This window comes from Microbispora corallina (assembly GCF_016863035.1).
Classification (GTDB): Bacteria; Actinomycetota; Actinomycetes; order Streptosporangiales; family Streptosporangiaceae; genus Microbispora; species Microbispora corallina.
The window spans coordinates 350,565-373,529 of sequence record NZ_BOOC01000001.1 but is presented as its reverse complement, the minus strand read 5'-3'; the positions used below and the strand labels follow the sequence as shown (position 1 = coordinate 373,529).

The following is a 22,965-nucleotide window of genomic DNA, read 5'->3' as shown; positions in this document are numbered from 1 at the left end:
CGCCGCCATATGGGTGAGGATTCGGCCGCGGGAAGCGGAACGGCCCGGGAGGGGCATCCCCTCCCGGGCCGTTCTCGTGGCGACAGTGCCTCGGTGCACGCTCAGTGGAGCTGCTTGCGGTCTCCCGCGCCCACTGCGGCGTGCTCCTCCTCGTGCTCCTCGTCGTGCGCGTGGCCGTTCCCCAGCGGGACGCGGTCCGTGCCGTACGCCTCGCTCATCCGGGTGCGCAGGCGGCCGAGCGCCGTGCGGGCGCTCTTGGGCGGGATGCCCTCGCCGTCCGGCGCGCCGGTGAGCACCGGGATCTCCTGCTTGCCGCGGATGTGCTCGGCGATGTCCTCCGCCGCGGGCGTGTGGACCTCGATGTACTGGCCGTTCGGCATCCGCTTGATGACGCCGGATTCGACGCCGTGGGACAGCACCTCGGCGTCCTTGCGCTGCAGACCGATGCACATCCGGTAGGCGATGAAGTACGCGATCGCCGGGCCGATGAAGATGGCGAACCGCCCGATCCAGGTGGTCGTGTACAGGTCGATCTTGAAGTTGGCCGAGATCACGTCGTTCGCGCCCAGCAGCCAGAGGATGCCGTAGAACGTGATGGCGGAGATGCCGATCGCCGTGCGGTGCGGGTTGTTGCGCGGCCGCTCGGCGATGTGGTGCTCGCTCCGGTCGCCGGTCACCCACTGCTCGATGAACGGGTACAGCGCCATGCCGGTCATCACGAGGCCCAGCGGCACCAGGGCCGGGATCAGCACGCTGAGCGGGATCGTGTGGTCGAAGAGGTTGATCTCCCACGACGGCATGATGCGCAGCGCGCCCTCGAGGAAGCCCATGTACCAGTCGGGCTGCGAGGCCGCCGAGATGTTCGCCGGGTTGTACGGACCGAACAGCCAGATCGGGTTGATCTGCGCGAACGTCCCGAGCAGGGCGATGACCGCGAACGTGAACAGGAAGAACGCGCCCGACTTGGCCATGAAGGCCGGGTAGAACGGCGCGCCCACCACGTTGTGCTCGGTGCGGCCCTTGCCCGCCATCTGCGTGTGCTTCTGCACCCACATGATGATCATGTGGGCGGTGATGAGCGCGAGCAGGATGCCCGGGATCAGCAGGATGTGGATCGTGTAGAACCGCGAGATGACGTCGTGCCCCGGGTACTCCCCGCCGAACAGGAAGAACGCGAGGTAGGTGCCGATCACCGGGATCGACAGCATGACGCCCTCGGTGATCCGCAGGCCCGCGCCCGACAGCAGGTCGTCGGGGAGCGAGTAGCCGGTGAGGCCCTCGAGCAGCGCCAGCGTCAGCAGGATGATGCCGATGAGCCAGTTGATCTCACGCGGCTTGCGGTAGGCGCCGGTGAAGAAGATGCGCAGCGCGTGCGCCATCATGCCGCCGACGAACAGCAGCGCCGCCCAGTGGTGGATCTGCCGGATCAGCAGGCCGCCGCGGACGTCGAAGCTGATGTGCAGCGCCGACTGGTAGGCCTCCGACATCTTCACGCCGTACAGCGGCGCGTAGGTGCCGGTGTACGTCACCTCGCCCATGCTCGGCTTGAACCAGAACGTCAGGAACGTACCGGTCAGCAGCAGGATGACGAACGAGTAGAGCGCGATCTCCCCCAGGAGGAACGACCAGTGGTCGGGGAAGATCTTCCTCAGGTTGCGCTTGAGGAAGGTGCCCGCGCCGAGCCTGTCGTCCACGAAGGTCGACGGACCCACGATGGCCTTCGGAGGAGCGTCCATCACGCGTTCTCCCTTACTTGGGCTTCGGCGTCGCCGCGCTCCCAGAAGCTGGGACCGACGGGGACCTTGAAGTCGGACTTGGCGACGAGGTAGCCCTCCTCGTCGATGCCGATGGGGAGCTGCGGCAGCGGCCGTGCGGCGGGACCGAAGACGACCTTCGCGCCGTCGGCGGCGTCGAAGGTCGACTGGTGGCACGGGCAGAGGATGTGGTGCGTCGTCTGCTCGTACAGCGCTGCGGGACAGCCGACGTGGGTGCAGATCTTCGAGTACGCCACGATGCCGTCGTGCGTCCAGTTCAGGTTCGTGCCGGACTTGAGCTCCTCCGGGCGGAACTTGAGCAGGATCAGCGTGGCCTTGGCCAGGGCGTCCAGGTCCTCCTCGTAGCCCTGGGGGACCACGGAGAGGATGCCGCCGGGCGAGTTGAAGTCGGCGGCCCTGATCGGCTGGCCGGTGCCCTCCACGACGAGCCGGCGCGGCTTGCCGTTCTTGGTGGGCTCGCCCCAGACCGTGTGCCGCAGCGAGGTGCCGGGCAGCGGGCCGAGGTCCTTGAGCAGGAACAGCGGGGCCAGGCCGAGCGGCGCGGCGGCCAGCAGGAGCGTGCGGCGCAGCAGCCGGTGCTTGACGAAGCCGCTCTCGTCGGCGCCCTGGAGGAACGTCTCCTTGACGTACTCGCGGGTGTCCTCGTCGGAGGCCATCGAGTGGCGCTCCTGGACGAGGTTGTACTTCGGCATGATCTGGCGGACCCAGACCGTGATGCCGACGGCCAGCGAGAGCAGCGCGACGGCGAGCGAGCCGCCCAGCGCGTAGTTGGAGGCGGCGGTCTTGTCGATCGTGCCCACCTGGAAGATCACGTACGAGGCGATGAACGCCACGCCGGCCAGGAAGGTGATCAGGAACAGGAACGCCACCAGCCGCTCGGCCTTGCGGACCTTGACCGGGTCCTGCGGGACGACGCCGGGAACGTCGGCGGGGACGTGGATCGGGTCGTTGTCGACGATCGGGCCGTCGGTGGGCGGCGTGCCGATGACACGCGTCGGCACGCGGCTCTCGGGGTTCTCGTTGTGCTCTGTCATGCCTGCGCCCGTCGCTTCTTCGCAGTGATCCAGATGGAGGCCAGGATCAGGAGGCTGAGACCCACGATCCACCCTACAAGGCCCTCGGTGACGGGTCCGATCCGGCCGAGGCCGGATCCGCCCGGGTCGACCTGCGACCGCACGTGGGTGATGTAGGCGATCATGTCGCGCTTCTGCTCCGGCGTGATCGTGGAGTCGTTGAAGACCGGCATCGCCTGCGGGCCGGTGACCATCGCCTCGTAGATCTGCGTCGGAGTCGCCGGGTTGAGCGGCGGGGCGTACTTGCCGTAGGTGAGCGCGCCGCCGGCGCCGACGAAGTTGTGGCACTGGATGCAGTTGGCGCGGAACAGCTCGCCGCCCTTGGCCGGGTCGCCCTTCGCGGCGTCCACCTGCTCGGCCGACGGCACGGTCGGGCCGCCGCCCAGCGACTGCACGTACGCGGCGAGGTCGCGCACCGCGTCGTCGGTCACCCACTCGGCGCGCGGCTTGCGCGGCGCCTGGGGGCCGGCGTCGGCGGCCGGCATGCGGCCGCTGCTGACCTGGAAGTCCACGGCCGCCGCGCCCACGCCCACCAAGGTGGGAGCCTTGCTCGTGCCCTCGGCGTTGAGGCCGTGGCAGCTCGCGCAGTGGGCAACGAAGAGGCTCTTGCCCTGCGCCACGTCGTCGGCCTTGCCGGACGCGATCGCGGCGTCCGCCGTGCTGCCGTTGGGCGCGGCGAGTGCGTATCCGCCGCCGAGCAGGCCCAGCGCGAGCGCCACGACGGCGACTCGCGCGAGGGGATGGCGCCGACGGGCGGTGATGGAGTTCACCGAAATCCCCGTTCCGATCATTTGATGATGTAGATGGTCGCGAAAAGGCCGATCCAGACCACGTCGACGAAGTGCCAGTAGTAGGACACGACGATCGCGCTGGTCTGCTGCTCATACGTCAAGCGCTTCGCGGCGTACGTGCGTCCCAGGATGAAGAGGAACGCGATCAGACCACCCGTCACGTGCATGCCGTGGAAGCCCGTGGTCAGATAGAACACCGAGTCGTACGGGGAGTGCGAGAGGACATGACCCTCCTTCGCGAGGTTCCCGTACTCCCAGAGCTGCCCGCCCACGAAAAAGGCGCCCATCAGGAAGCTTATGACATACCAAAAGCGCAGCCTCCTGACCTGGCCCTTCTCCACGGCCCACACGCCCAGCTGGCACGTGACACTCGACAGGACCAGAACGGTCGTGTTGAAGGTCGCGAACGGGACGTTGAGGTCCGCCTCGGGCCAGGGCTGATGCTGGCCGAGGCTGACCGACCGGATGGTGAAGTACATCGCGAACAGCGCCGCGAAGAACATGAGCTCAGAGGACAACCACACGATGGTCCCCACCTGAACCAGGTTCGGGCGGCTGGACCCATGCGGTCTCGTCGTCGTAGTAATTGCGGATGCTGTCGCCACGCCCAGCATTATTGCGGCTCTCCAGGTCGGGTCGCCCCACGACCCCCCGCTAGCGCCCCGCATCGTCCATGAATGGGGCACGACATGGCAATCGCCCCGGGCTACGCGTCCGGCGTCCGCGCCGGTAGCATCACGATGACCATACCCCGCGATTCGACAGTGAGCGTGACATGAGGGTTCTCGTCTACAGCGACGACGCAGGCACCCGGGAGAAGGTGCGACTGGCCATCGGGCGGCGTCCCGCCGCGGACGTGCCCCTTGTCGAGATCGTCGAGTGCGCGACCCAGCCGGCCGTGGTGAAGCGGCTCGACGCCGGCGACATCGACGTGGCGATCCTCGACGGCGAGGCCGTGCCCGCCGGGGGCATGGGGATCAGCAGGCAGGCCAAGGACGAGGTCCACAACTGCCCGCCGATCCTGCTGCTGATCGGCCGCCGCGACGACCGCTGGCTCGCCAACTGGTCCCGCGCCGACGCCGTCGTCGCGTACCCGCTCGACCCGGTCGTCCTGGCCGAGACCGTCGCCGGCCTGATGCGCCGCCGGCTCAGCGTCGCCCCGACCGCCTGACCGCACCCTCCGCCTTCGTTTCCGACCGTCCGTCCTTAGCCGTTCGCCTTCCGACACCGACCTCCGCGGAGCCCTCATGGACACGCGCACCACATGGCCCTCGCTGCTGAACGCCCTGCTCTCGGGTGAGCACCTCACGACCGACGAGGCGGCCTGGGCCATGGCGGAGATCATGTCGGGCGCCGCGACGCCGTCGCAGATCACCGCCTTCGTCGTGGCGCTGCGCGCCAAGGGCGAGACGGTCGCCGAGGTCACCGGCCTGGCCCGGACCATGCTCGACATCGCGACCCCGCTCACCGTCGAGGGTCCGGTGGTCGACATCGTCGGCACCGGCGGCGACCGGGCCCACACCGTCAACGTCTCCACCATGGCGGCCGTCGTCGCCGCGGCCGCCGGGGCCCGGGTCGTCAAGCACGGCAACCGGGCGGCCTCGTCGCTGTGCGGCGCCGCCGACGTCCTGGAGCACCTCGGCGTCGTCCTCGACCTGTCGCCGGAGGCCACGGCCCGGGTCGCGGAGGAGGCGGGCATCGCCTTCTGCTTCGCGCCGGTCTACCACCCGGCGCTGCGGTTCGCCGGGCCCACCCGCAAGGAGATCGGCGTCCCGACGATCTTCAACTTCCTCGGCCCGCTCACCAACCCCGCCCGTCCCGCGGCGCAGGCCATCGGCGTGTACGACGCGCGCATGCTGCCCGTGGTCGCCGGGGTGTTCGCGGAGCGCGGCGTGCGGGCGCTGGTGTTCCGCGGCGACGACGGCCTCGACGAGCTGTCCACCGCCGCGCCCTCCACCGTCTTCGTGGTCAGGGACGGCACCGCCACCCAGCAGCACTTCGACCCCACCGACATCGGCATCCCGCGCTCGCAGCCGGGCGACCTGCGCGGCGGCGACGTGCAGTTCAACGCCGGCGCCGTGCACGACCTGCTGCGCGGCAAGACCGGCCCGGTGCGCGACGCCGTGCTGCTGAACGCCGCGGCCGCGCTCGTCGCCCTCGACGGACCGGGGGACGACCTGATCGGCGATCTCGGCTCCGCCCTGGCCCGGGCCGCCGAGGCGGTCGACACCGGCCGCGCCGCCGCCACGCTGGAGCGCTGGGTCGCGGTCAGCCGCTCCCTGCAGGGCTGAGTCCGCCACGTCCCGCCGCCCACGACGGCCGCTCGCTGTGGGGCTGATCCCGGCCTGCCGGGGCCGTCCGCCCCGGGACGGAGTCCGGATCCGCCTTCGTGGGGACGCGCCGGCCGCTCCGCCGGCCGTACCGTTCCCGGCATGACGTGCCTGTTCGCCCGATGGGTCGTGCTCGCCCGCCGGTGGGCCGCCCTGCTCGTGTTCCCGCCGCGTCGCACGCCGCCGCCGCGTCGCACGCCGCCGCCGCGTCGCACGGCCGCGCCCCGGCCGCCGGGGCGGCGAGGGCCGTACGGGCCGGTGGGGCGTCGTACGGGCCCGCCCGCTCCCGAGGACGACAGGGTGGCGCGGGAGCGCCTGCGGATCGCCTGGGAGCTCCACGACGTGGTGGCGCACGACCTGAGCGTGATGACGCTGGGCGTCGGAGCGGGCCGGGTGATCATGGACAAGGACCCGGAGCGGGCGCGGCAGACGTTCCGCGACGCCGAGGAGTCCGGCCGCCGGGTGCTGACCGATCTGCGGCGGATGGTGGGCCTGTTCCGCACGGACGGCGCCGCGCGCGGGCCGCAGCCCTGCCTCGACGAGCTTCCGGCCCTGGTGGAGGCGTTCCGCGCGGCCGGGCTGCGGGTCGCGCTGCGCGAGCTCGGACCCCGGGACGCCGGGGCGGCCCTGGAATTGTCGTCCTACCGCATCGTGGAGGAGGCCCTCACCGACGCGGCACGCCACGGCCGGGCCCGCTCCGCCGAGGTCACGCTGCGCTGGCTGCCCGCGCTGCTGGAGATCGCCGTGCGGGACGACGGGCTGCCGCGCGACCGGGGCCCCGGGCACGACCGCCTGGTCGGCGTGTGGGAGCGGGCCTCCCTGTTCGGCGGGTCGGTGGCGGCCCACGCCGTGCCCGGCGGCTACGAGGTCCGCGTCCGCCTCCTCCGCCCGGCCTGAGGGCCGACGCCGCATAAGGAGGGACCTGACCGAGGCAGGCTGCGGCCCGGTCCCGTGGCGGGGCAGTGTGAATCGGCGCAGGTCGGCGCGAGTCGGCGGCGGGGCGTGCCGCGGCCCGGTCCGGCGGGGGGCAGCATGAGCCGGCGCCGGTCAGCGGCGGGCCGCGTCAGTCGGCGTCAGTCGGCGTCAGTCGGGGTCAGCCGGGGTCAGCCGGGGTCAGTCGGCGTCGGGGAGGCCGAGGGAGAAGGCGGCCTCCAGGTCGTGACGCGAGTAGGTGCGGAAGGCGATGTGCGTCTCGGTGTGACGCACCCCCGCGACCTTGTTGAGCCGCCCCGGGACGACCTCGGCGACCTCCTCGTACCTCTGGACGCGGATCATGGCCAGCAGGTCGAACTCCCCGGTGATCGAGTACACCTCGCTGACGCCGTCGATCTCCGCGATCGCCTGGGCGACCTCCGGGATCCGGTCGACATCCGCCTTGATGTGCACGATCGCGGTGACCATTCGGGCTCTCCTGCTCGGTCGTGGTTTCGGCTCGTTCGGCCCCTTTACTTGCTGTCCCAGACATTAGCGTCACCGCAGCGGCCGCCCTTCACGGCGGTCGCTCCGCAGGCCCTGGTAGGCCCGCTCGATCCGCTCGGTCAGGCGGCCCGCGCCGCGGGCGGGCAGGGCCCAGTCGCCCTCGACGCGGACGAGGCGGACGCCGGGGGAGTCGAGCCAGCGCAGCACGCACTCGGTCTCCTCGGCGCTGGCGGCGGGGGTGGGCCCCGGCCCGGGGACGACCGTCTCGGCCGTCGCCACCAGCGCGTCCACGTACGGCACGGGGTGGGCGCCGCGGGGCATCACCCCGGCCGCCGCCAGCCTGCCGTACCGGACGACGTGGATGTCCCAGCCGCCGTCGAAGGCCGGGCTGGCGGCGACCATCTGCGGGATGCGGGTGAGGGAGCGCAGCCGCTGCATGCGGGCGGCGGTGCGGACGTAGGCGGCGAGCCGGTCGCGGTCGACGGCGGCCTCCTCGTAGCGCTGCTCGGCCGACAGGCGGCGCATCCGCGCCTCCATGGCGGAGAAGACGATCTCGGCGTCGTGCTCCATCGCGTGCCGGGCGCCGCGCACGTGCCGGTCGTAGGCCTCCTGGCTCTCCCGCCCCTCGCAGGGCGCGCCGCAGCGGCCGATCTCGGCGAGCGCGCAGGCGGCCCGCCGGACGCGCGGGGACAGCCGCTCGGTGCACTGGCGCAGCGGCAGCGCCTCGTGCATGGCGGTGCGGGCGTCGTCGGCGGTCCGGCTGCTGCCGAACGGTCCGAGGTAGGCGCCGCCGTCGTCCTTCACCTCCCGCACGATGCTGAGCCTGGGGAACGGCTCGTCGGTCAGTTTCAGCCACACCACCCGCTCGGGGAAGCGCGACCGGCGGTTGTAGCGGGGCTTGGTCGACCCGATCATCCGGAGCTCGCGGATCTCCGCCTCCAGCGCGGTCGCGCAGACGATCGTGCGCACCCGCTCGGCGATGCCGACCATCTCCCGGATGCGCGAGCGGGTCTCACTCGCCGTGAAGTAGCTGCGCACCCGGTTGCGCAGGTTGGTGCTCTTGCCGATGTAGAGCGCCTCGCCCTTGGCGTCCTCGAAGACGTAGACGCCGGGAGCGCCGGGCACGCCCTCGGCCAGGTGGCGCTTGCGCTGCTGCTCAGGCGTGGGGGCGCGGACGAAGCCACGCAGGTCCTCCAGGGTGTGGACGCCGAGCGAGCCGACCCGCCCGATGAGGCCGTGGAGCACGTCGACGGTCGCCCGGGCGTCGGCCAGCGCCCGGTGGCACGGCTCGGTGGCACTGCGGAACAGCCGGGCGAGCGTGCCCAGCTTGCAGTTGGGCGTCTCGTCACGGGTGAGGACCCGCCGCGCGAGGTCGGCCGTGTCGACGACGGGGTTGACCGGCGGTGGGTAGCCGTTCGCCGCGCAGGCGGCCCGGATGAACGACAGGTCGAACGGCGCGTTGTGCGCCACCAGCGCCGCCCCTTGGACGAACTCCAGGAAGCTGGGCAGCACCTCGGAGAACTTCGGGGCGGCCACCACCATCGCGTCGGTGATGCCGGTGAGCACGGAGATGAACGGCGGGATGGGGCTGCCGGGGTCGACCAGCGTGGCGAACTCGCCGAGGATCTCGCCGCCGCGCACCTTGACCGCGCCGATCTCGGTGATGGCGTGCTCCGCGGCCGAGCCGCCGGTCGTCTCCAGGTCGAAGACGACGAACGTCACCTCGCGGAGGGGGGTGCCGAGCTCGTCGAGGGTGCCCTGTACCGCGTCCACGCCACGACCATAGAGATCCCCACCGACAAATGAGACGCGCCCCCGGCCGGCCACCGCCCGTCTTCGCTATATTCGCCCTCTTCAGGTAGGTCTTGTGTAGAAAGTGAGCTTCCAATGACGACGTCGCCCACCGGCCGTCCGGGTCCTGGTGATCCGCTCGCGGCGGCGCGGGAGGTCGCCTCCGCGCTCGCCCGGGACGCGGCCGCCCGCGACGCGGCCGGGTCCGCCCCGCTCGCGGAGGTCGCGCTGCTCCGGGAGTCCGGACTGCTGGCCCTGCTGGTCCCGAGGGAGCTCGGCGGTGCGGGGGAGAGCTGGGAGACGGTCCTGTCCGCCGTCCGCGTCCTCGCTGCCGCCGACGCGTCGGCGGCGATGCTGCTCGGCTACCACCACCTGCACCTGTGGCGGCTGGGTCACTACGGCAACGCGGACCTCGCGGAGCGGGCCGCCCGCGGCACGGCCCGGGAGGGCTGGTTCTGGGGCGGCGCCAGCAACCCCCGCGACCCCGGGCTGACCCTGGTCCCGGACGGCGACGGGTACCGGGTCCGTGGGCGGAAGGGGTTCGCGACGGGAGCACAGGTGGCCGACCGGATCGTGGTGAGCGGGGACGCCGGGGGCGGCAAGGTCATGGTGGTCGTGGACGGCAGGGACGCCGGGGTCCGCCACGCCGACGACTGGGACGCCCTCGGCGTGCGCAGGTCCGCCAGTGGGAGCGTGGCCTTCGAGGACGCCCGGGTGCCGGCCGGGTGGGTGGTGGGGCGGGTGCCGCCGGACGAGGAGTCGGCCCGGCCGGACCAGAGCCTCGTGGTGCCGGGGTTCCAGGCCGTCTTCGTGCATCTGTACACCGGCATCGCCCAGGGGGCTCTGGCCGCCGCCGCCGAGTACACGCGGACGAGGTCCCGCCCGTGGACGGGCAGCGGGGTGGAGTCGGCGTCCCTCGATCCGTACGTGCTGGAGACATACGGTGACATGGCCGCCCAGGTGGCGGCGGCGGACGCTCTCGCGGAGCGGGCGCGGGCGGCCTTCGGCCGGGCGGTGGCGCGCGGGCGCGACCTGACGGCCCGGGAGCGCGGGGAGGCGGCGCTCGCCGTGTCCGCCGCCAAGGTCGTGGCGCAGCGCGCCGTCCTGGACGTGACCGCCACGATCTTCGAGGTCATGGGGGCGCGTGCCACCGCGGCGGGGGCGGGGTTCGACCGCTACTGGCGCGACGCCCGCACCCACACCCTCCACGACCCGATCGCCTACAAGTTGCGCGAGGTGGGCGACCACGCGCTGAACGGGAGGCTGCCCACGCCCGGGCCGTACAGCTGATCAGGACCGCAGCGACGCGCGGCGGGCGGCGATGGCGTCGAAGTCGGGGATCCGGGACGCGATGGGGTTCCCGGTGAAGTTCCCCACCCAGCCGTCGTCGTCGTGGAAGAAGCGGATCGCGGTGAACTCGGGGTCGGTGCCCATGTCGAACCAGTGCGTGGTGTCCTTCGGGACACTCAGAAGGTCGCCCGCCTCGCACAGGATCGCATGGACCCTGCCGTCCACGTGCAGGTAGAAGATCCCGGAGCCGCCGACGAAGAAGCGCACCTCGTCGTCGTCGTGGGTGTGCTCGGACAGGAACTTCTCCCGGGCGGCCCGGGCCCGCTCCGCCCAGTCGGGGGCGTCGTCGGGGTGGAGCTGCGCCACGTCCACGAACGTGTAGCCCTCCTCCTCGACGATCCTCGCCACCTCGTCGCGGTAGGCCTCCAGGACCCGCTCCTGGTCGGCCCCGCCCCTCAGCTCGTCGAGGACCGGCCAGTGCCGCAGCCGGACGTCGATCTCCTTGAGGGCGCGGGCGATCTCCTCGGGGTCCTCTGTCTCCAGGAGGGTTTCGGAGCTGTCGTGATCGGTGTAAACGGTCAGGAATGTCATGTCCCGATTCTGCGTCGGGAAGCCCTGTTCCGGCAATCCCGCCTATTCATGCATGAAAAGTGGACAAAGTCGGCGGCGCTGCCTATCCTGCCCGTGTGATCCAGGCACGACTCCTCGGAGTGGTCGCCGGTGTGCTCGTCCTCGCCGGCTGCTCCCAGGGAACCACCAGCACCACGGCCGCCGGCTCCGCCGCCCCCGCCTCCGCCTCGTCCGCCGCTGAACCGGTCCCCACCCCGTTCTCGACGGGGAAGGTGGAGATATCCCTCGTCCGCCAGTTGTCCTCAGGCGACTACTTCGAGCAGTGGCTCGCGGGAGCCCGGGCCGAGGCGTCCGCCCTGAACGTGACGCTCGACGTCTCCAGCGGCGACGGCAACAACGACAAGCAGGCGCTCGACATCGAGCAGGCGATCGGCCGCCGGCCCGCCGCCATCATCGTCGACCACGGCTTCGCCGAGACCGTCCAGCCGGCCATCAAGAAGGCGGTCGCCGAGGGCATTCCCCTGGTGGCGTACGACGTCGACCCCGGGTCGCCGGACGCGGTCGCCATCACCCAGGACGACCGGCAGATCGCGGAGCAGGCACTGGGCGCGCTCAAGGCCGACACAGGCGGGACCGGTGACGTGGCCTACGTGTACGTCGCCGGTTTCGCCCCGCTCGACCGCCGCAACGAGGTCTGGACCCAGTTCAAGAAGGACAACCCGGGCATCAAGCAGGTCGCCCAGTTCGGCGTGGTCAACAACTCCACCGCCTCGGCGGTCGCCGACCAGGCCAAGGCCGCGCTCACGGCCAACCCCGGCGTCAAGGCGATCTTCGCCCCGTACGACGAGTTCGCCAAGGGGGCGACGCTCGCGGTCAAGGAGCTGGGCCTGCAGGACAAGGTGAAGGTCTACGGCGCGGACGTCTCCACCGCGGACATCGGCGTGATGACCGAGCCGGGCAGCCCCTGGGTCGCCACCTCGGCGGCCGACGCCTCCAACGTCGGGCGGATCGCCGTGCGCGCCGCCGCCCTGCTGGTCGCCGGGCGGCCGGTGGACCACGCGCTGAAGGTGCCCCCCGCGCTCATCACGCAGAAGCGGCTGCGTGACGCCGGCATCGCCAACGTCCAGCAGCTGACCGCGGCCCTGCCGGCCCTGATCACCCCCGACGTCGCCCGGGTGCCCTGGGCCGCCTCGTGATCCAGGCCGAGCCGGTGGTGTCCGTCTCAGGCCTGGCCAAGAGGTACGGCGCCACCTGGGCCCTACGTGACGTCACCGTGGAGATCCGTCCCGGGGAGGTCGTCGGGCTGATCGGGACCAACGGGGCGGGCAAGTCGACCCTCATCAGGGTCCTGTCCGGCGCGACCCGGCCCACGGCCGGGACGGTCCGGCTCGGCGGTCGCGAGTTCAGGCCGGGCGCCCCCCTCGACGCCATCGCGGCCGGCGTGCAGACGGTCCACCAGAACATCGACGACGGGATCGTCTTCGGCACCACGGTGGCCGACAACCTGACGCTCGACGTGCTCGCCCGCGGCGGCTCCGGGTGGTTCACCACCCGGGCCCGCACCCGGGCGCGGGCCCGGGAGATCGCCGCCGCCGTCGGCCTCGACGCGCCGCTCGACGCCCCGGTGGAGGCGCTGCCCGCGAGCGAGCGCCAGCGGATCGTCATCGCGCGGGCGGTGGCGCGGCGGCCCCGTCTGCTGATCCTCGACGAGCCCACCTCGACGCTCTCCTTCGTCGAGGCCGGCGTGCTGCTGGAGACGGTGCGGGACATGGCCGCCTCCGGCGTGGCGGTGCTGTACGTCTCGCACCGCTTGGCGGAGGTGGAGGACGTCTGCCACCGCGTGGTGGTCCTGCGCGACGGCGAGGTGCGGCGGACGCTGCCCGCTCCGGTGGACCGCGCGGCCGTCGTCGAGGCGATGCTCGGCGACCTTGCCGCGACGCCCCGGGCCGCCGGGCCGCGGGAAGCGCCGGAGGGACCCGCGGTCCCGGTCCTGAGGGCGACCGGGATCCGCACCCGCCCCGGCGCCCGGCCGTTCGACCTGGAGGTGCGGCCGGGGGAGATCCTCGGGGTGGTCGGCCTCGTGGGCTCCGGCAAGACGGAACTGCTCGAACAGCTCTACGGCCTGCGCCCCGCGACCGGGGACCTGCGCCTGGACGGCCGGCCGTACCGTCCGCGCGACCCGCATGACGCGGTCCGGGCGGGCGTCGCGTTCGCCGCCGAGGAGCGCTCCGCCCAGGCGATCGTGCCGGGGTGGTCGGTCCGCGCCCACGTGACCCTGCCCCGCCTGGCGGCCCACAGCCGGGCGGGCCTGCTGCGCCGCCGGTCCGAGCAGGACTCGGCCGCCGCGGTGATGCGCCGGTTCGGCGTCCGCGCCTCCGGCCCGGACGCCCCGATCGGGACGCTCTCGGGCGGCAACCAGCAGAAGGTCGTGGTCGGCCGCTGGCTGGAGGCCGTGCCCCGGCTCCTGCTGCTCGACGAGCCGTTCCGGGGTGTGGATGTGGGCGCGCGGGCCGACATCGGCCGCACGCTCGCCGGGCACGCCGCCGGCATGGGCGTCGTCGTGGCCTCGTCGGACCCGCAGGAGGTCCTCGACCTGGCGGGGCGGATCCTCGTCCTGCACGACGGCGACCCGGCCGGGGAGATCGACGCCGCCGGCGCCACGACCGCGCGGCTCGCCGCCCTCATGTCGGGACGGGCGGCGTGACCGCCGTTCGGGACGCGCCCTCGGAGCCCCGCGAGCGGCGCCGGAGCCGGCAGGGGGCGGCGGCGGTGCGCCGCTACGGCCTGGTCGTCCTCCTGGCTCTGCTGCTGCCGCTGTTCGCCCTGCTCGCCCCGGCCTTCGCGACGTACGGCAACGCCCTGATCGTGCTGCAGTCGGTGGCGGTCGTCGGCGTGGTCGCGCTCGGGGTCACGGTGTCTATGACGACGGGCGGCTTCGACCTGTCGGCCGGCGCCTGCGTGGGCTTCGTGGTCATGATCACGGCGACGACGATGGTCCGCTTCAACTTGACCGGAGGCACGGCGGTCGTGGCGGGCCTGGCGGCCGGGCTGGTCGTGGCGGGAGTCAACGTCCTGCTGACGGTGGTGGCGAAGGTTCCCGACCTGGTCGCCACGCTCGGCACCATGTTCCTGTTCCAGGGGCTCGCCCTGATCGTCACGTCGGGCCAGTCGGTTTCGGCGGGGATGACGGTGGACGGCGCCCCCGCGCCCGGCCGCTACACCGAGGGCTTCGCCTGGCTCGGCGGCGGCACCGTGGCGTCCATCCCGGTCCCGGTTGTCGTGTTCGCCCTGCTGGCGGTCGCCGTCCACGTGTTCCTCGTCCATACCCGGTGGGGCCGCGCGCTCTACGCCATCGGCGGCAACGCCGAGGCCGCCCGGCTCGCGGGTATCAGGGTCGCCCGCTACCGCGCGGCGGCCTACGCCGTCTCCGGGCTGTGCGCCGCCGTGGGCGGGATCCTGCTGTCCGCCCGCCTCGGCAGAGGGGACGTCGGCGCGGGCGACCCGTACCTGCTGCAGTCGGTGGCGGCGGCCCTCATCGGGTTCGCCGTGCTGGGGGCCGACCGCCCCAACGCCGTGGGAACCGTCGTGGGGGCACTGTTCATCGGCGTCGTGATCAACGGTCTGACCATGCTCAACGCGCCCTACTACGCGCAGACCTTCGTGCAGGGGGCGCTGCTCATCGGCTCGCTCGTGGTCAGTTACACCGGGCGAGGAGAAAGGAAGTCCACGTGACAGCGACCGTCGACGCCGCCGCGTCCTACGAGATCCTCACGGTCGGCGCCGTCCCCGGCTACCTCGCGTCCCGGCCCGCGCTGCGCCGCCTGGCCGACCCGGCCGCCCTGACCTCCGTACGCGAGGTGGGCGACGGCAACCTCAACCTGGTCTTCGTGGTGGAGACGGCCGGGGGCCGGGGACTGGTGCTCAAGCAGTCCCTGCCGTACGTCAGGGTGGACCCCACCTGGCCGATCACGCCGGAGCGCAACCGCTACGAGGCCGCCGCGCTGCGGGTCCACAACGCGGTCGCGCCCGGCCTGGTGCCCGAGATCTACGACGAGGACCCCGCCCGCCACGTGGTGGCGATGGAGGACCTGTCCGACCACCGGGTGTGGCGCGGCGCGCTCAACGAGGGGCTGCGCCACGAGGGCGCGGCCGGGGACCTCGGGCGGTACGTCGCCCGCGTGGCCTTCGGCACCTCGGTGTTCGGCCTCGGGGCCAAGGGTCACAAGGCGGCGGTCGCCGCGTCCGTCAACCCGGACCTGTGCGAGATCACCGAGGACCTGGTCTTCACCGAGCCCTACATCCGGCACGAGCACAACCGGATCCTGCCGGCCAACGAGGACGACGTCGCGGCCTACGCCGGGGACCCGGACGTGCGGGCGGCCATCGGGGCGGCCAAACTCGCGTTCATGACCCACGCCGAGGCGCTGATCCATGGCGACCTCCACACGGGGTCGGTGCTGGTCCGGGCCGAGACCGCCGGCGCCCCGCGCTCCACCCGGGCCTTCGACGTCGAGTTCGCCTTCTACGGGCCGGTCGGGTTCGACATCGGCGCCCTGTGGGGCAACTACGTCCTGGCGGCCGCCCGCGCCCTGGCGCTCGGCGACGAGGGCCACGCCTCCTGGGTGCTCGGCCTGGCGGCGCAGACGTGGGCGGCGTTCCGAGAGGAGTTCGCGGCGCTGTGGCCGGGGCGGGCCGACCCGCGGGTCTTCGGCGACGGCGTGCTGGAGGGCTACCTCGCCAAGGTGTACGGCGACGCCGCGGCGGCGGGCGCGGCCAAAGCCGCCCGCCGGGTCATCGGCTTCTCGCGCGTCACCGACATCGAGACCCTGCCGGAGGACGAGCGGGTCAGGGCCATCCGCGGTGTGCTGCGGGCGGCCAGGCTGCTGCTCGTGGAGGGCGCGGCACTGCCGGAGCCGGCCGTGCTGTTCGACCGTCTCGGCGACCTGCTGGCCGGCGCCGTCACCCCCGCCTGACGTCAGGCGGGGGTGACGGCGAGGGCGTACGCCAGGAGCCACTCCACGCACTCGGTGACGTGCCTGGCCCGCGTGAGATCCGAGCCCCAGGCGTACAGGCCGTGGGAGGCCACGATCACGGCGGGCGTCCGCGGGTCGTAGGCCGACTCGAACCGGTCGCCCAGCTCCGTCATGTCCTGGCTGTTGCGGATCACCGGGACGATCACCTCGTCGTCGTGGGCCAGGCGGCCGATGCCCTTCAGCGTCTCGACGTCCCGCAGGAGCACGCCGTCCGGCCATCGGTGACCGGCGACGACGGCGTTCAGCGCGTGCACGTGGACGACCGCCCCCGCGCCGGTCAACGCCGCCACCCGGGCGTGCAGCCCAGCCTCGGCGGACGGCGTCAGCGGCGCCACGCCCTCCACGGGGACGACGTCGCCCGCCTCGTCCACCACGGCCACGTCGGAGGCGGTCAGCTCGCCCTTGTCCAGGCCGCTCGCGGTGACCGCCAGCCGCAGCGGGTCGCGGGAGACGACCTCGGACAGGTTGCCCGACGTGCCGCGCATCCACCCGAACGCGGTGAACCTGGCCGATTCCACCGCCAGCCGTCCCCCGGCCTCGAAAACGCGGCCGGCCGTGAGCCGGTCCTGCGTGCCCATCAGACCTCCACCTCCTCGAACGACGAGACGACCGGATGTGTCCCGAAGCCGGCGCCCTCGCTCGGCTCGCCGGGGCGGCGGACGCCGGTCGTGCGCCAGCCCGCCGCGGCCGCCGCGTCGAGCTCGGCCGGCACGTCGGACAGGAACAGCACCCGCCCTCCCGGGCTGCCGAGCGCCTTCGCGATCCGCTCGTAGGAGGCGGTCTCCCGCTTCGGGCCCGCGTTCACCGTGTCGAAGTGCCGGTCCAGCAGAACCGACAGGTCGCCGTCCGCCGTGTGCCGGAACCAGGGGCGCTGGCTGGAGACCGCTCCCGAGGAGAAGACGGCCAGTCGCGTCCCGGTGGCGTGCCACCGGCGCAGCGCGGGGGCGACGTCGGGGAAGACGTGCGCGGTGAGCTCGCCCGCCGCGAAGCCCGCGGCCCACACCTGCCCTTGGAGGGTCTTGAGCGGTGTCGCCTTGACGTCGCCGTCCATCCAGCCGTGCAGGACCTTCACGACATCGACGGTCGCCGCCCCATGGGGCAGGCCGGCCTCCCGCTCCACCTGCGCCACCGCCTCCCGCACCTCGGGGTCGCCGCGGTGGCCGTCGATCCACGGGCCGAGCCGTGGGCGGGCGTAGGCGTACAGGCCCACGTGCACGGACGCGGTGGAACTCGTCGTGCCCTCGATGTCGAGGACGATCCAGGAGACGGTCATCGGGACAGCACCTCCACGAAGTCGGCGACGAACCGGGTCGCGTCCACGTTCGTGACCACCCGGGTGGGCGGCGCCGGCTCGTGGGGGAAGGCGGGCGGCAGGCCGTCCACGGTCCGCATCAGGCGGGCCCGCGCGAGGAATCCGTCCGTGACGACGTTGACCGGCCCGTCCGTCCACGCCGTCGCGAAGGCTGGGTCGAGCAGGATCCCGGCGGCCAGGGGGTCGTGCAGCGGGATGATCCGGCGCCCCCACTCGTTCTGGTAGAAGTCCAGGTACGTCTCCAGGATCTCGACGGCGAACCGGGCTCTCGATCCGGGGGCGGCGCGCAGCGCCGCGATGGCCCGCTCGTCGAGGATGGTCCCGGCTGTGACGTTCACCCCCACCATCACGAGCTCGTTCCGCGGGGCCGCGAAGACCGCCCGTGCCGCCTCCGGGTCGTTGTTGACGTTCGCGTCGATCATCAGCAGCGTGCCGGGCTCGGCGTACGGCCCGGAGCCGCCCATCAGCACGACCGAGCGGTACCGGGTGAACAGCTCGGGGTCGATGCGCAGGGCGAGGCCGAGGTTGGTCAGCGGGCCGAGCGCGAGCAGGTCGAGCTCGCCCGGCCGCTCGTGCGCCAGCCGCACCAGCAGCTCCGCCCCGCTCTCTCCGGTCACCTCGGGAAGGGGACGGTCGTAGCCGCGGTCGCCCAGGCCGTCCTTGCCGTGGACGTACCCGGCGATGTGCGCGACTCCGGCGATGGGCTCGGCGGCGCCCCGCGCGATCGGCACCTCCAGGCCGAGCAGCCGGGTCACGTAGCCGATGTTCCTGGTCGCGTCCTCCTCGAGGCAGTTCCCGAACACGGAGCTGATCGCGACGATCTCGGCGTCGGGGCGGCCGGCGAGATACAGCAGCGTGTGGGCATCGTCGATGCCGGTATCGGTGTCCACGACGACACGGCGGACCTGGCTCATGAACTCTCCTCGTCGAAGTGCCGGGACACCTGTTCCGGCGGGTAGACGCCTCGTTCGGTGACGATCCGCGTCACCAGGTGGGGCGGGGTGGCGTCGAAGGCGGGGTAGTAGCCGGTGGTGCCCTCCGCCGCGGTGCGCGCGCCGAGGAGGTGGAGGACCTCGTCCCCGTCGCGGCGCTCGATCACCACGTCGCCGACGGTGGGCGCGAGCGGGTCGGGCGCCTGGACCAGCGCGTAGAACGGGACCTCGAAGGCACGGGCGGCCAGCGCGACGCCGAGTGTGCCGACCTTGTTGACCACGTGTCCGTCGAGCGTGACCCGGTCGGCCGCGACCAGCGCGACGTCGGCCAGCCCGTCGGCCAGCGCCGCGGCGACCATCCCGTCGGTGATCACCGTGGGACGGTAGCCCATCTCGACCAGCGTGGCGGCGGTCAGCCGGGCGCCCTGCAGGTATGGCCGGGTCTCCGTGCAGACGAACTCCAGCCGCTTGCCGGCCCGCCGGGCCGCCTCGACCGAGGTGATCAGGTAGGCGTCGGCCCAGCAGTGGGTGAGCACCCGGGCGCCGTCGGCCAGCAGTGAGGCGGCGTTCGCGCCGAGGGCCTCGCTGCGCGCCCAATAGGCCGCGTCGTGCCGGGCCGCCGCGTCCTCGACGGCCGCGACCAGCTCGTCCCCGGCGAGGCCGGGCAGAGGACCGTCCACCGTGCCGGACAGGACGGCCAGGACCGCGTCCCGGATGTGGTTGTTCGTCGGACGGGTGGCGACGAGGCGCCGCCCGGCGGCCCGCAGCCGCTCGGCTGCCCGGTCCGGGGGCTCGCCCCGGGCCTCCCTGGCGGCGAGGACCATGCCCGCCGTGGTCGCGAACAGCGGCCCGGAGCTCTGCGTGACCATGCGCTCCACGGCCACGGCGACCTCCTCGCTCGTGCCGCACCTGACCCACCGGACCTCGAACGGGTAGACCCGCCGGTCGAGGATCTCCACGCCGTCCGGCGTGAGGCGGACCGAGTCCGCCAGCACCGGACGGCCGGGCTGCGTGCTCATCGTCCCCCCCGATCTTTCCGCGCGATCACGACGCCCCCTCCGGCCCGGCGGCGCCTGCCCGCCGACGCGGCGAGGACCAGCGCGACGAGCGTGATCAGGTAGGGGGCGGCGTCCGCGAGCTGCTGCGGCAGCCCGGCCCCCTGGAGCCGGAATCCCAGCGCCTCGGCCACCCCGAACAGCAGGCACGCGGCGGCCACCCGGTAGGGCCGGACGCCGCCCAGCATGACCGCCACGACGGCCACCCAGCCGCGGCCCGCGCTCATCCCCTCGCTGAACAGAGTGACGTTGCCCAGGGCGAGCTGCGCCCCGGCGAGCCCGCACAGCGCTCCCGCCGCCATCACGGCGCCGTGCCGGTACGCCGCGACCCTCAGGCCGAGGGACGCGGCCGCCTCCGGGTGCTGGCCGGCCCCGCGCAGCCGCAGCCCGGAGCGGGTCCGGCGCAGCCACCACGCGGCGGCGACCACCAGCGCGAACGCCACGGGGACCAGGGGCGACTGCGGCCCGAGCACGGGGCCGAGCAGGGGGACGCGGCCGAGGGCGGCGGCCAGCGTGGGCAGGCCGCGCAGATCGGGGGAGGTGTACGTGCCGCCCACGCCCAGGATCTCGCGCATCAGGAACGCCGTCAGCCCGAGCGCCAGCAGGTTGAGCCCCACCGCGACCACCACCGCGTCGGCCCGCAGGGTCACCGTGAGGACGGACAGGACGGCGGAGTACAGCACGCCCGCGACCACGGCCGCCGCCACCCCCCACCAGGCGCTTCCCGTCAGGTGGCTCGCGACCACGGCGACGAAGGCGCCCCACAGCAGGGTGCCCTCCAGCGCCATGTTGAACACCCCGGAGACCGAGCAGATCAGCCCGCCGAGCGCCGCGAGGACGACAGGCGCGGTCGCGGTGAGGACCGACGCCGCGAAGGCCGGGTCGAGGACGTTCACGCGCCCGCCTCCCGGGCCTGCGGCGCCACGCCGTCCCGCCCGCGGCCCCCGGGGCGCGACCGTCTGACGCGGAGGTGCCGCACGGTCGCCATGACCGCGACGATCACGATGACGAGCCCCTGCACGATCTGGGTGAGCTGGCCGGGCACACCGGCGTCGCGCTCCATGCCCTCCCCGCCGACCTGGAGGATCGTCATCAGGGCGGCCGTGAAAGGCACGGCCGGGGGCCTTCCCGTGGCCAGCAGCACGGCCGCGATGGCGGTGAACGTGTAGCCGGGGGCCGTGAGCGCCCCGTCGACGAACCGGTACGGCGGGCCGAGCACGATCAGGCCTCCCACGAGGCCGGCGCAGGCGCCGCCGCCCGCGAGTGCGGTCAGGGCCAGCCGGTCCACCCGCACCCCGCCGTACCGCGCGAACTCGCGGTTGAGGCCGGTCGCCCGCGTCTCGTACCCGATGACGGTCCGCCCGTCGAGGTACAGCCATGCGGCGGTCAGGAAGAGGACCAGCGGGAGCCCGATGGTCACGTACCCGCTGTCGCCGATCGACGGCAGGTGGGCGGCGTCCGGCAGCACGGGAGTCTCGGCGATGCCGGTGCCGCGCTCGGCCAGCGGGAAGCGGACGAGGTAGGACGCGAGTGACACCGCCGGGGTGCTGATCAGCAGCGTCGTGACGATCGCGGGAATGCCGAGCCGGGTGTGCAGCGGCGCGGAGATCCCGGCGGCGAGCGCCCCGGCCAGTGCCGCCGCGGTCAGCGGGAGCGCGACCCCGGCGACCGCCGGCAGCGGAGCCGCCAGCGTCAGCGCCGCGGCCGTGATCCCGCCCAGCGCCATCTGGCCGTCCCCGCCCAGGTTGAACTCCCCGGCGCGCAGCGGGATCGCGAACGCCAGGGCCATGCCGAGGGTCGGGACGAAGGCGCCGACGGTGTACTCGAGGTTCCCGTCGCCCAGCGCGCCGTTGACGAGGGCCGGGTACGCCCGCGCGGGGTCGATGCCGGCCAGGACCATCACGACCGTGGTGAGGCCGAGGGCCCCGGCCACCGCGAGCGCGGCCGGCGCGGCGGGCGCGAGCCGTCGCGCCGCCCTCCGTCCGGCGCCGCCCGGGCCGGCGTTCACGGCTCCACCCCGGCGACGGAGGTGTCATCGGCGGGCGGCGTCCGCGGGGCGTCAGCCGACGCCGGCGCTCCGGTCATGGCGGCTCCCAGCCGCTCGTCGGTCGCCTCGTCGCCGGGCACCTCGGCCACCAGCCGTCCCTCGTACAGGACCAGGACCCGGTCCGACAGCGCGCGCAGCTCCGTCAGCTCGCTCGACTGCAGGAGGACGGCCCGCCCTCGGTCGCGGGCCTCGGCGAGCAGGCCGTGGATCATCTCCTGGGCGCCCACGTCGACGCCCTGCGTGGGCTCCTCCACCACGATCACGCCGACCGGCCGGGACAGCTCCCGGGCGAGCACGGCCTTCTGCGCGTTCCCTCCGGACAGCGTGGAGATCGGGGCGTCCACCGAAGCCGCCCGGATGCCGAAGCTCTCCACCAGTGCTCGCGCCCGGTCCCGTACGGCGGAGGAGGACAGGCCGAACCGGCCGCGCAGGGCGGAGCTCCGCTGGTCGCCCATCACGAGGTTCTCCCGCAGGGACATGGCGGCGGCGGTGCCCCGGCCGTGCCGGTCCTCGGGGACGTACGCGACATCGGGCTCCCGCCCGCCGCGTACCGTCCGCCCGGACAGCAGCACCCGCCCCGAATCGCCGGGACCCGGGGTCCGCAGGCCGGTGACGGCGTCCACCAGCTCCCGCTGGCCGCTGCCCGCCACTCCCGCGAGGCCGACGATCTCGCCCGGCCGCACGCCGAACGACACGCCGGCCAGGCGCACCACCCCGTCGCGGTCGCGGACCGTCAGCCCGTCCACCTCCAGCGCGTACGGAGCCCGCTCCGCGGTGGGGGAGCGCCGGGCGGGTGCGGCGGCCGGCGAGCGTCCGATCATGGCGACGACGAGCTCCGCCGCCGTCGTGCCCGAGGTGGTGAAGCGCCCGGTGACCCGGCCCCCCCGCAGCACCGTCACCCGGTCGGTGGCCGTGAGGACCTCGCCCAGCTTGTGCGTCACCAGCACGACGGAGACGCCGCTCCGGGTGACCGTGCGCAGCACCTCGAACAGCCGCGCCGCCTCGCCGGGCGTGAGGACCGCCGTCGGCTCGTCGAGGATCAGCACCCGGGCGCCCCGGTAGAGGGCCTTGAGGATCTCCACCCGCTGGCGCACGCCGACAGGCAGCCGCCCGACGCGGGCACGTGGATCGGCGCGCAGCCCGTAGAGCTCGCCGAGCCGCTCGACCTCGCGCCCGGCCGCGGCGAGGTCGAGCATCCCCCGGCGGGTCGGCTCGGCGCCGATCACCACGTTCTCGGCCACGCTCAGCTCCGGGAAGAGCCGGAACCGCTGGTGCACCATGCCGAGCCCGTGGGCGATCGCGTCGGCGGGCGACCGCAGCCGCACCCGTCTCCCGTCGCGCAGCACGTGCCCGGCGTCCGGTCGGTGCAGGCCGTACAGGATGGACATGAGGGTGGACTTGCCGGCCCCGTTCTCGCCCACCACGCCGTGGACCTCGCCCCGCGCGATCGCGAGGTCGATCCCGTCGTTGGCCACCACGTCGCCGAACCTCTTGGTCACGCCGACGAGCTCGGCGGCCGGGGGCACGGCGCCGTCCCCGGTCGGCAT

The 22,965-nt window shown here is 73.4% G+C and carries 22 protein-coding genes; 8 read left to right on the top strand and 14 right to left on the bottom strand.

Translation table 11 applies throughout. From position 1 onward, the window contains the following. Window positions 1-101: 101 nt before the first annotated feature. From qcrB to ctaE, 4 genes are read right to left on the bottom strand one after another with little or no spacing between them, the layout of a single operon-like run. A complete protein-coding gene (gene qcrB, locus Mco01_RS01720; protein WP_204055113.1) occupies window positions 102-1,736 on the bottom strand; it encodes a cytochrome bc1 complex cytochrome b subunit in 1,635 nt (544 codons plus the stop codon). After that, entirely contained in the window at window positions 1,736-2,809 is a 1,074-nt protein-coding gene (qcrA, locus tag Mco01_RS01715; RefSeq protein WP_204055112.1) for a cytochrome bc1 complex Rieske iron-sulfur subunit, read from the bottom strand. Before qcrA ends, qcrB begins: the two co-directional genes overlap by 1 nt. Then, the gene (gene qcrC, locus Mco01_RS01710) at window positions 2,806-3,618 is read right to left on the bottom strand and encodes a cytochrome bc1 complex diheme cytochrome c subunit (protein WP_204055111.1); all 813 of its coding nucleotides are present in this window, start codon (window positions 3,616-3,618) and stop codon (window positions 2,806-2,808) included. Before qcrC ends, qcrA begins: the two co-directional genes overlap by 4 nt. Before the next feature lie 17 nt (window positions 3,619-3,635). Further along, a complete protein-coding gene (gene ctaE / locus Mco01_RS01705; protein ID WP_036321677.1) occupies window positions 3,636-4,253 on the bottom strand; it encodes an aa3-type cytochrome oxidase subunit III in 618 nt (205 codons plus the stop codon). A 161-nt stretch (window positions 4,254-4,414) separates the two neighbouring features. On the opposite strand from ctaE, the gene Mco01_RS01700 reads away from it, so the two are divergent. The 3 genes from Mco01_RS01700 (at window position 4,415) to Mco01_RS01690 (ending at window position 6,866) form a co-directional block, all read left to right on the top strand. Continuing rightward, on the top strand, window positions 4,415-4,810 hold the full coding sequence (locus tag Mco01_RS01700) for a hypothetical protein (RefSeq protein ID WP_036321676.1): 396 nt from the start codon (window positions 4,415-4,417) through the stop codon (window positions 4,808-4,810). Window positions 4,811-4,886: 76 nt separating this feature from the next. Beyond that, entirely contained in the window at window positions 4,887-5,930 is a 1,044-nt protein-coding gene (gene trpD / locus Mco01_RS01695; RefSeq protein WP_204055110.1) for an anthranilate phosphoribosyltransferase, read from the top strand. 141 nt (window positions 5,931-6,071) lie between these two features. Continuing rightward, a complete protein-coding gene (locus Mco01_RS01690; RefSeq protein WP_204055109.1) occupies window positions 6,072-6,866 on the top strand; it encodes a sensor histidine kinase in 795 nt (264 codons plus the stop codon). A gap of 216 nt (window positions 6,867-7,082) precedes the next feature. On the opposite strand, the gene Mco01_RS01685 is transcribed toward Mco01_RS01690, so the two are convergent. Both Mco01_RS01685 and Mco01_RS01680 read right to left on the bottom strand, forming a co-directional pair. Next, window positions 7,083-7,370, bottom strand: a complete 288-nt coding sequence (locus Mco01_RS01685; protein ID WP_036321673.1) for an Lrp/AsnC family transcriptional regulator — start codon at window positions 7,368-7,370, stop codon at window positions 7,083-7,085. Between the two features lie 69 nt (window positions 7,371-7,439). Then, window positions 7,440-9,161 carry a DEDD exonuclease domain-containing protein gene (locus tag Mco01_RS01680; protein ID WP_204055108.1) on the bottom strand — a complete coding sequence of 574 codons (1,722 nt, stop codon included), beginning with the start codon at window positions 9,159-9,161 and terminating at the stop codon, window positions 7,440-7,442. A 114-nt stretch (window positions 9,162-9,275) separates the two neighbouring features. Here Mco01_RS01680 and Mco01_RS01675 point away from each other — a divergent pair, with 114 nt between their 5' ends. Further along, a complete protein-coding gene (locus Mco01_RS01675) occupies window positions 9,276-10,469 on the top strand; it encodes an acyl-CoA dehydrogenase family protein (protein ID WP_204055107.1) in 1,194 nt (397 codons plus the stop codon). Here the strand turns inward: Mco01_RS01675 and Mco01_RS01670 are convergent, their stop codons facing one another. Continuing rightward, complete coding sequence (locus Mco01_RS01670) at window positions 10,470-11,060, bottom strand: 1,2-dihydroxy-3-keto-5-methylthiopentene dioxygenase (RefSeq protein WP_204055106.1); 591 nt, start codon at window positions 11,058-11,060, stop codon at window positions 10,470-10,472. 95 nt (window positions 11,061-11,155) lie between these two features. Here Mco01_RS01670 and Mco01_RS01665 point away from each other — a divergent pair, with 95 nt between their 5' ends. From Mco01_RS01665 to mtnK, 4 genes are read left to right on the top strand one after another with little or no spacing between them, the layout of a single operon-like run. Next, window positions 11,156-12,235 carry a substrate-binding domain-containing protein gene (locus tag Mco01_RS01665; protein WP_204055105.1) on the top strand — a complete coding sequence of 360 codons (1,080 nt, stop codon included), beginning with the start codon at window positions 11,156-11,158 and terminating at the stop codon, window positions 12,233-12,235. Next, complete coding sequence (locus Mco01_RS01660) at window positions 12,232-13,743, top strand: sugar ABC transporter ATP-binding protein (RefSeq protein WP_204055104.1); 1,512 nt, start codon at window positions 12,232-12,234, stop codon at window positions 13,741-13,743. The genes Mco01_RS01665 and Mco01_RS01660 overlap by 4 nt, the downstream gene beginning before the upstream one ends. Beyond that, the gene (locus Mco01_RS01655) at window positions 13,740-14,771 is read left to right on the top strand and encodes an ABC transporter permease (RefSeq protein WP_204055103.1); all 1,032 of its coding nucleotides are present in this window, start codon (window positions 13,740-13,742) and stop codon (window positions 14,769-14,771) included. Before Mco01_RS01660 ends, Mco01_RS01655 begins: the two co-directional genes overlap by 4 nt. Then, window positions 14,768-16,012 (top strand): S-methyl-5-thioribose kinase, encoded by a 1,245-nt coding sequence (gene mtnK, locus Mco01_RS01650; protein ID WP_204055102.1) that lies wholly within the window; start codon window positions 14,768-14,770, stop codon window positions 16,010-16,012. The genes Mco01_RS01655 and mtnK overlap by 4 nt, the downstream gene beginning before the upstream one ends. Before the next feature lie 2 nt (window positions 16,013-16,014). Here the strand turns inward: mtnK and mtnB are convergent, their stop codons facing one another. The 7 genes from mtnB to Mco01_RS01615 are packed head-to-tail and all read right to left on the bottom strand — an operon-like array spanning window position 16,015 to window position 22,965. Then, entirely contained in the window at window positions 16,015-16,650 is a 636-nt protein-coding gene (gene mtnB, locus Mco01_RS01645) for a methylthioribulose 1-phosphate dehydratase (protein WP_204055101.1), read from the bottom strand. After that, window positions 16,650-17,345: an acireductone synthase gene (gene mtnC / locus Mco01_RS01640; protein WP_204055100.1), complete on the bottom strand. Its 696-nt coding sequence runs from the start codon at window positions 17,343-17,345 to the stop codon at window positions 16,650-16,652. The genes mtnB and mtnC overlap by 1 nt, the downstream gene beginning before the upstream one ends. Next, window positions 17,342-18,298: a nucleoside hydrolase gene (locus Mco01_RS01635; protein WP_204055099.1), complete on the bottom strand. Its 957-nt coding sequence runs from the start codon at window positions 18,296-18,298 to the stop codon at window positions 17,342-17,344. Before Mco01_RS01635 ends, mtnC begins: the two co-directional genes overlap by 4 nt. After that, window positions 18,295-19,335, bottom strand: a complete 1,041-nt coding sequence (locus tag Mco01_RS01630) for a translation initiation factor eIF-2B alpha/beta/delta subunit family protein (RefSeq protein ID WP_204055098.1) — start codon at window positions 19,333-19,335, stop codon at window positions 18,295-18,297. The genes Mco01_RS01635 and Mco01_RS01630 overlap by 4 nt, the downstream gene beginning before the upstream one ends. Continuing rightward, on the bottom strand, window positions 19,332-20,267 hold the full coding sequence (locus Mco01_RS01625) for an ABC transporter permease (RefSeq protein ID WP_204055097.1): 936 nt from the start codon (window positions 20,265-20,267) through the stop codon (window positions 19,332-19,334). Before Mco01_RS01625 ends, Mco01_RS01630 begins: the two co-directional genes overlap by 4 nt. Continuing rightward, window positions 20,264-21,379, bottom strand: a complete 1,116-nt coding sequence (locus Mco01_RS01620) for an ABC transporter permease (RefSeq protein ID WP_204055096.1) — start codon at window positions 21,377-21,379, stop codon at window positions 20,264-20,266. The genes Mco01_RS01625 and Mco01_RS01620 overlap by 4 nt, the downstream gene beginning before the upstream one ends. Then, complete coding sequence (locus tag Mco01_RS01615; protein WP_204055095.1) at window positions 21,376-22,965, bottom strand: ABC transporter ATP-binding protein; 1,590 nt, start codon at window positions 22,963-22,965, stop codon at window positions 21,376-21,378. The genes Mco01_RS01620 and Mco01_RS01615 overlap by 4 nt, the downstream gene beginning before the upstream one ends.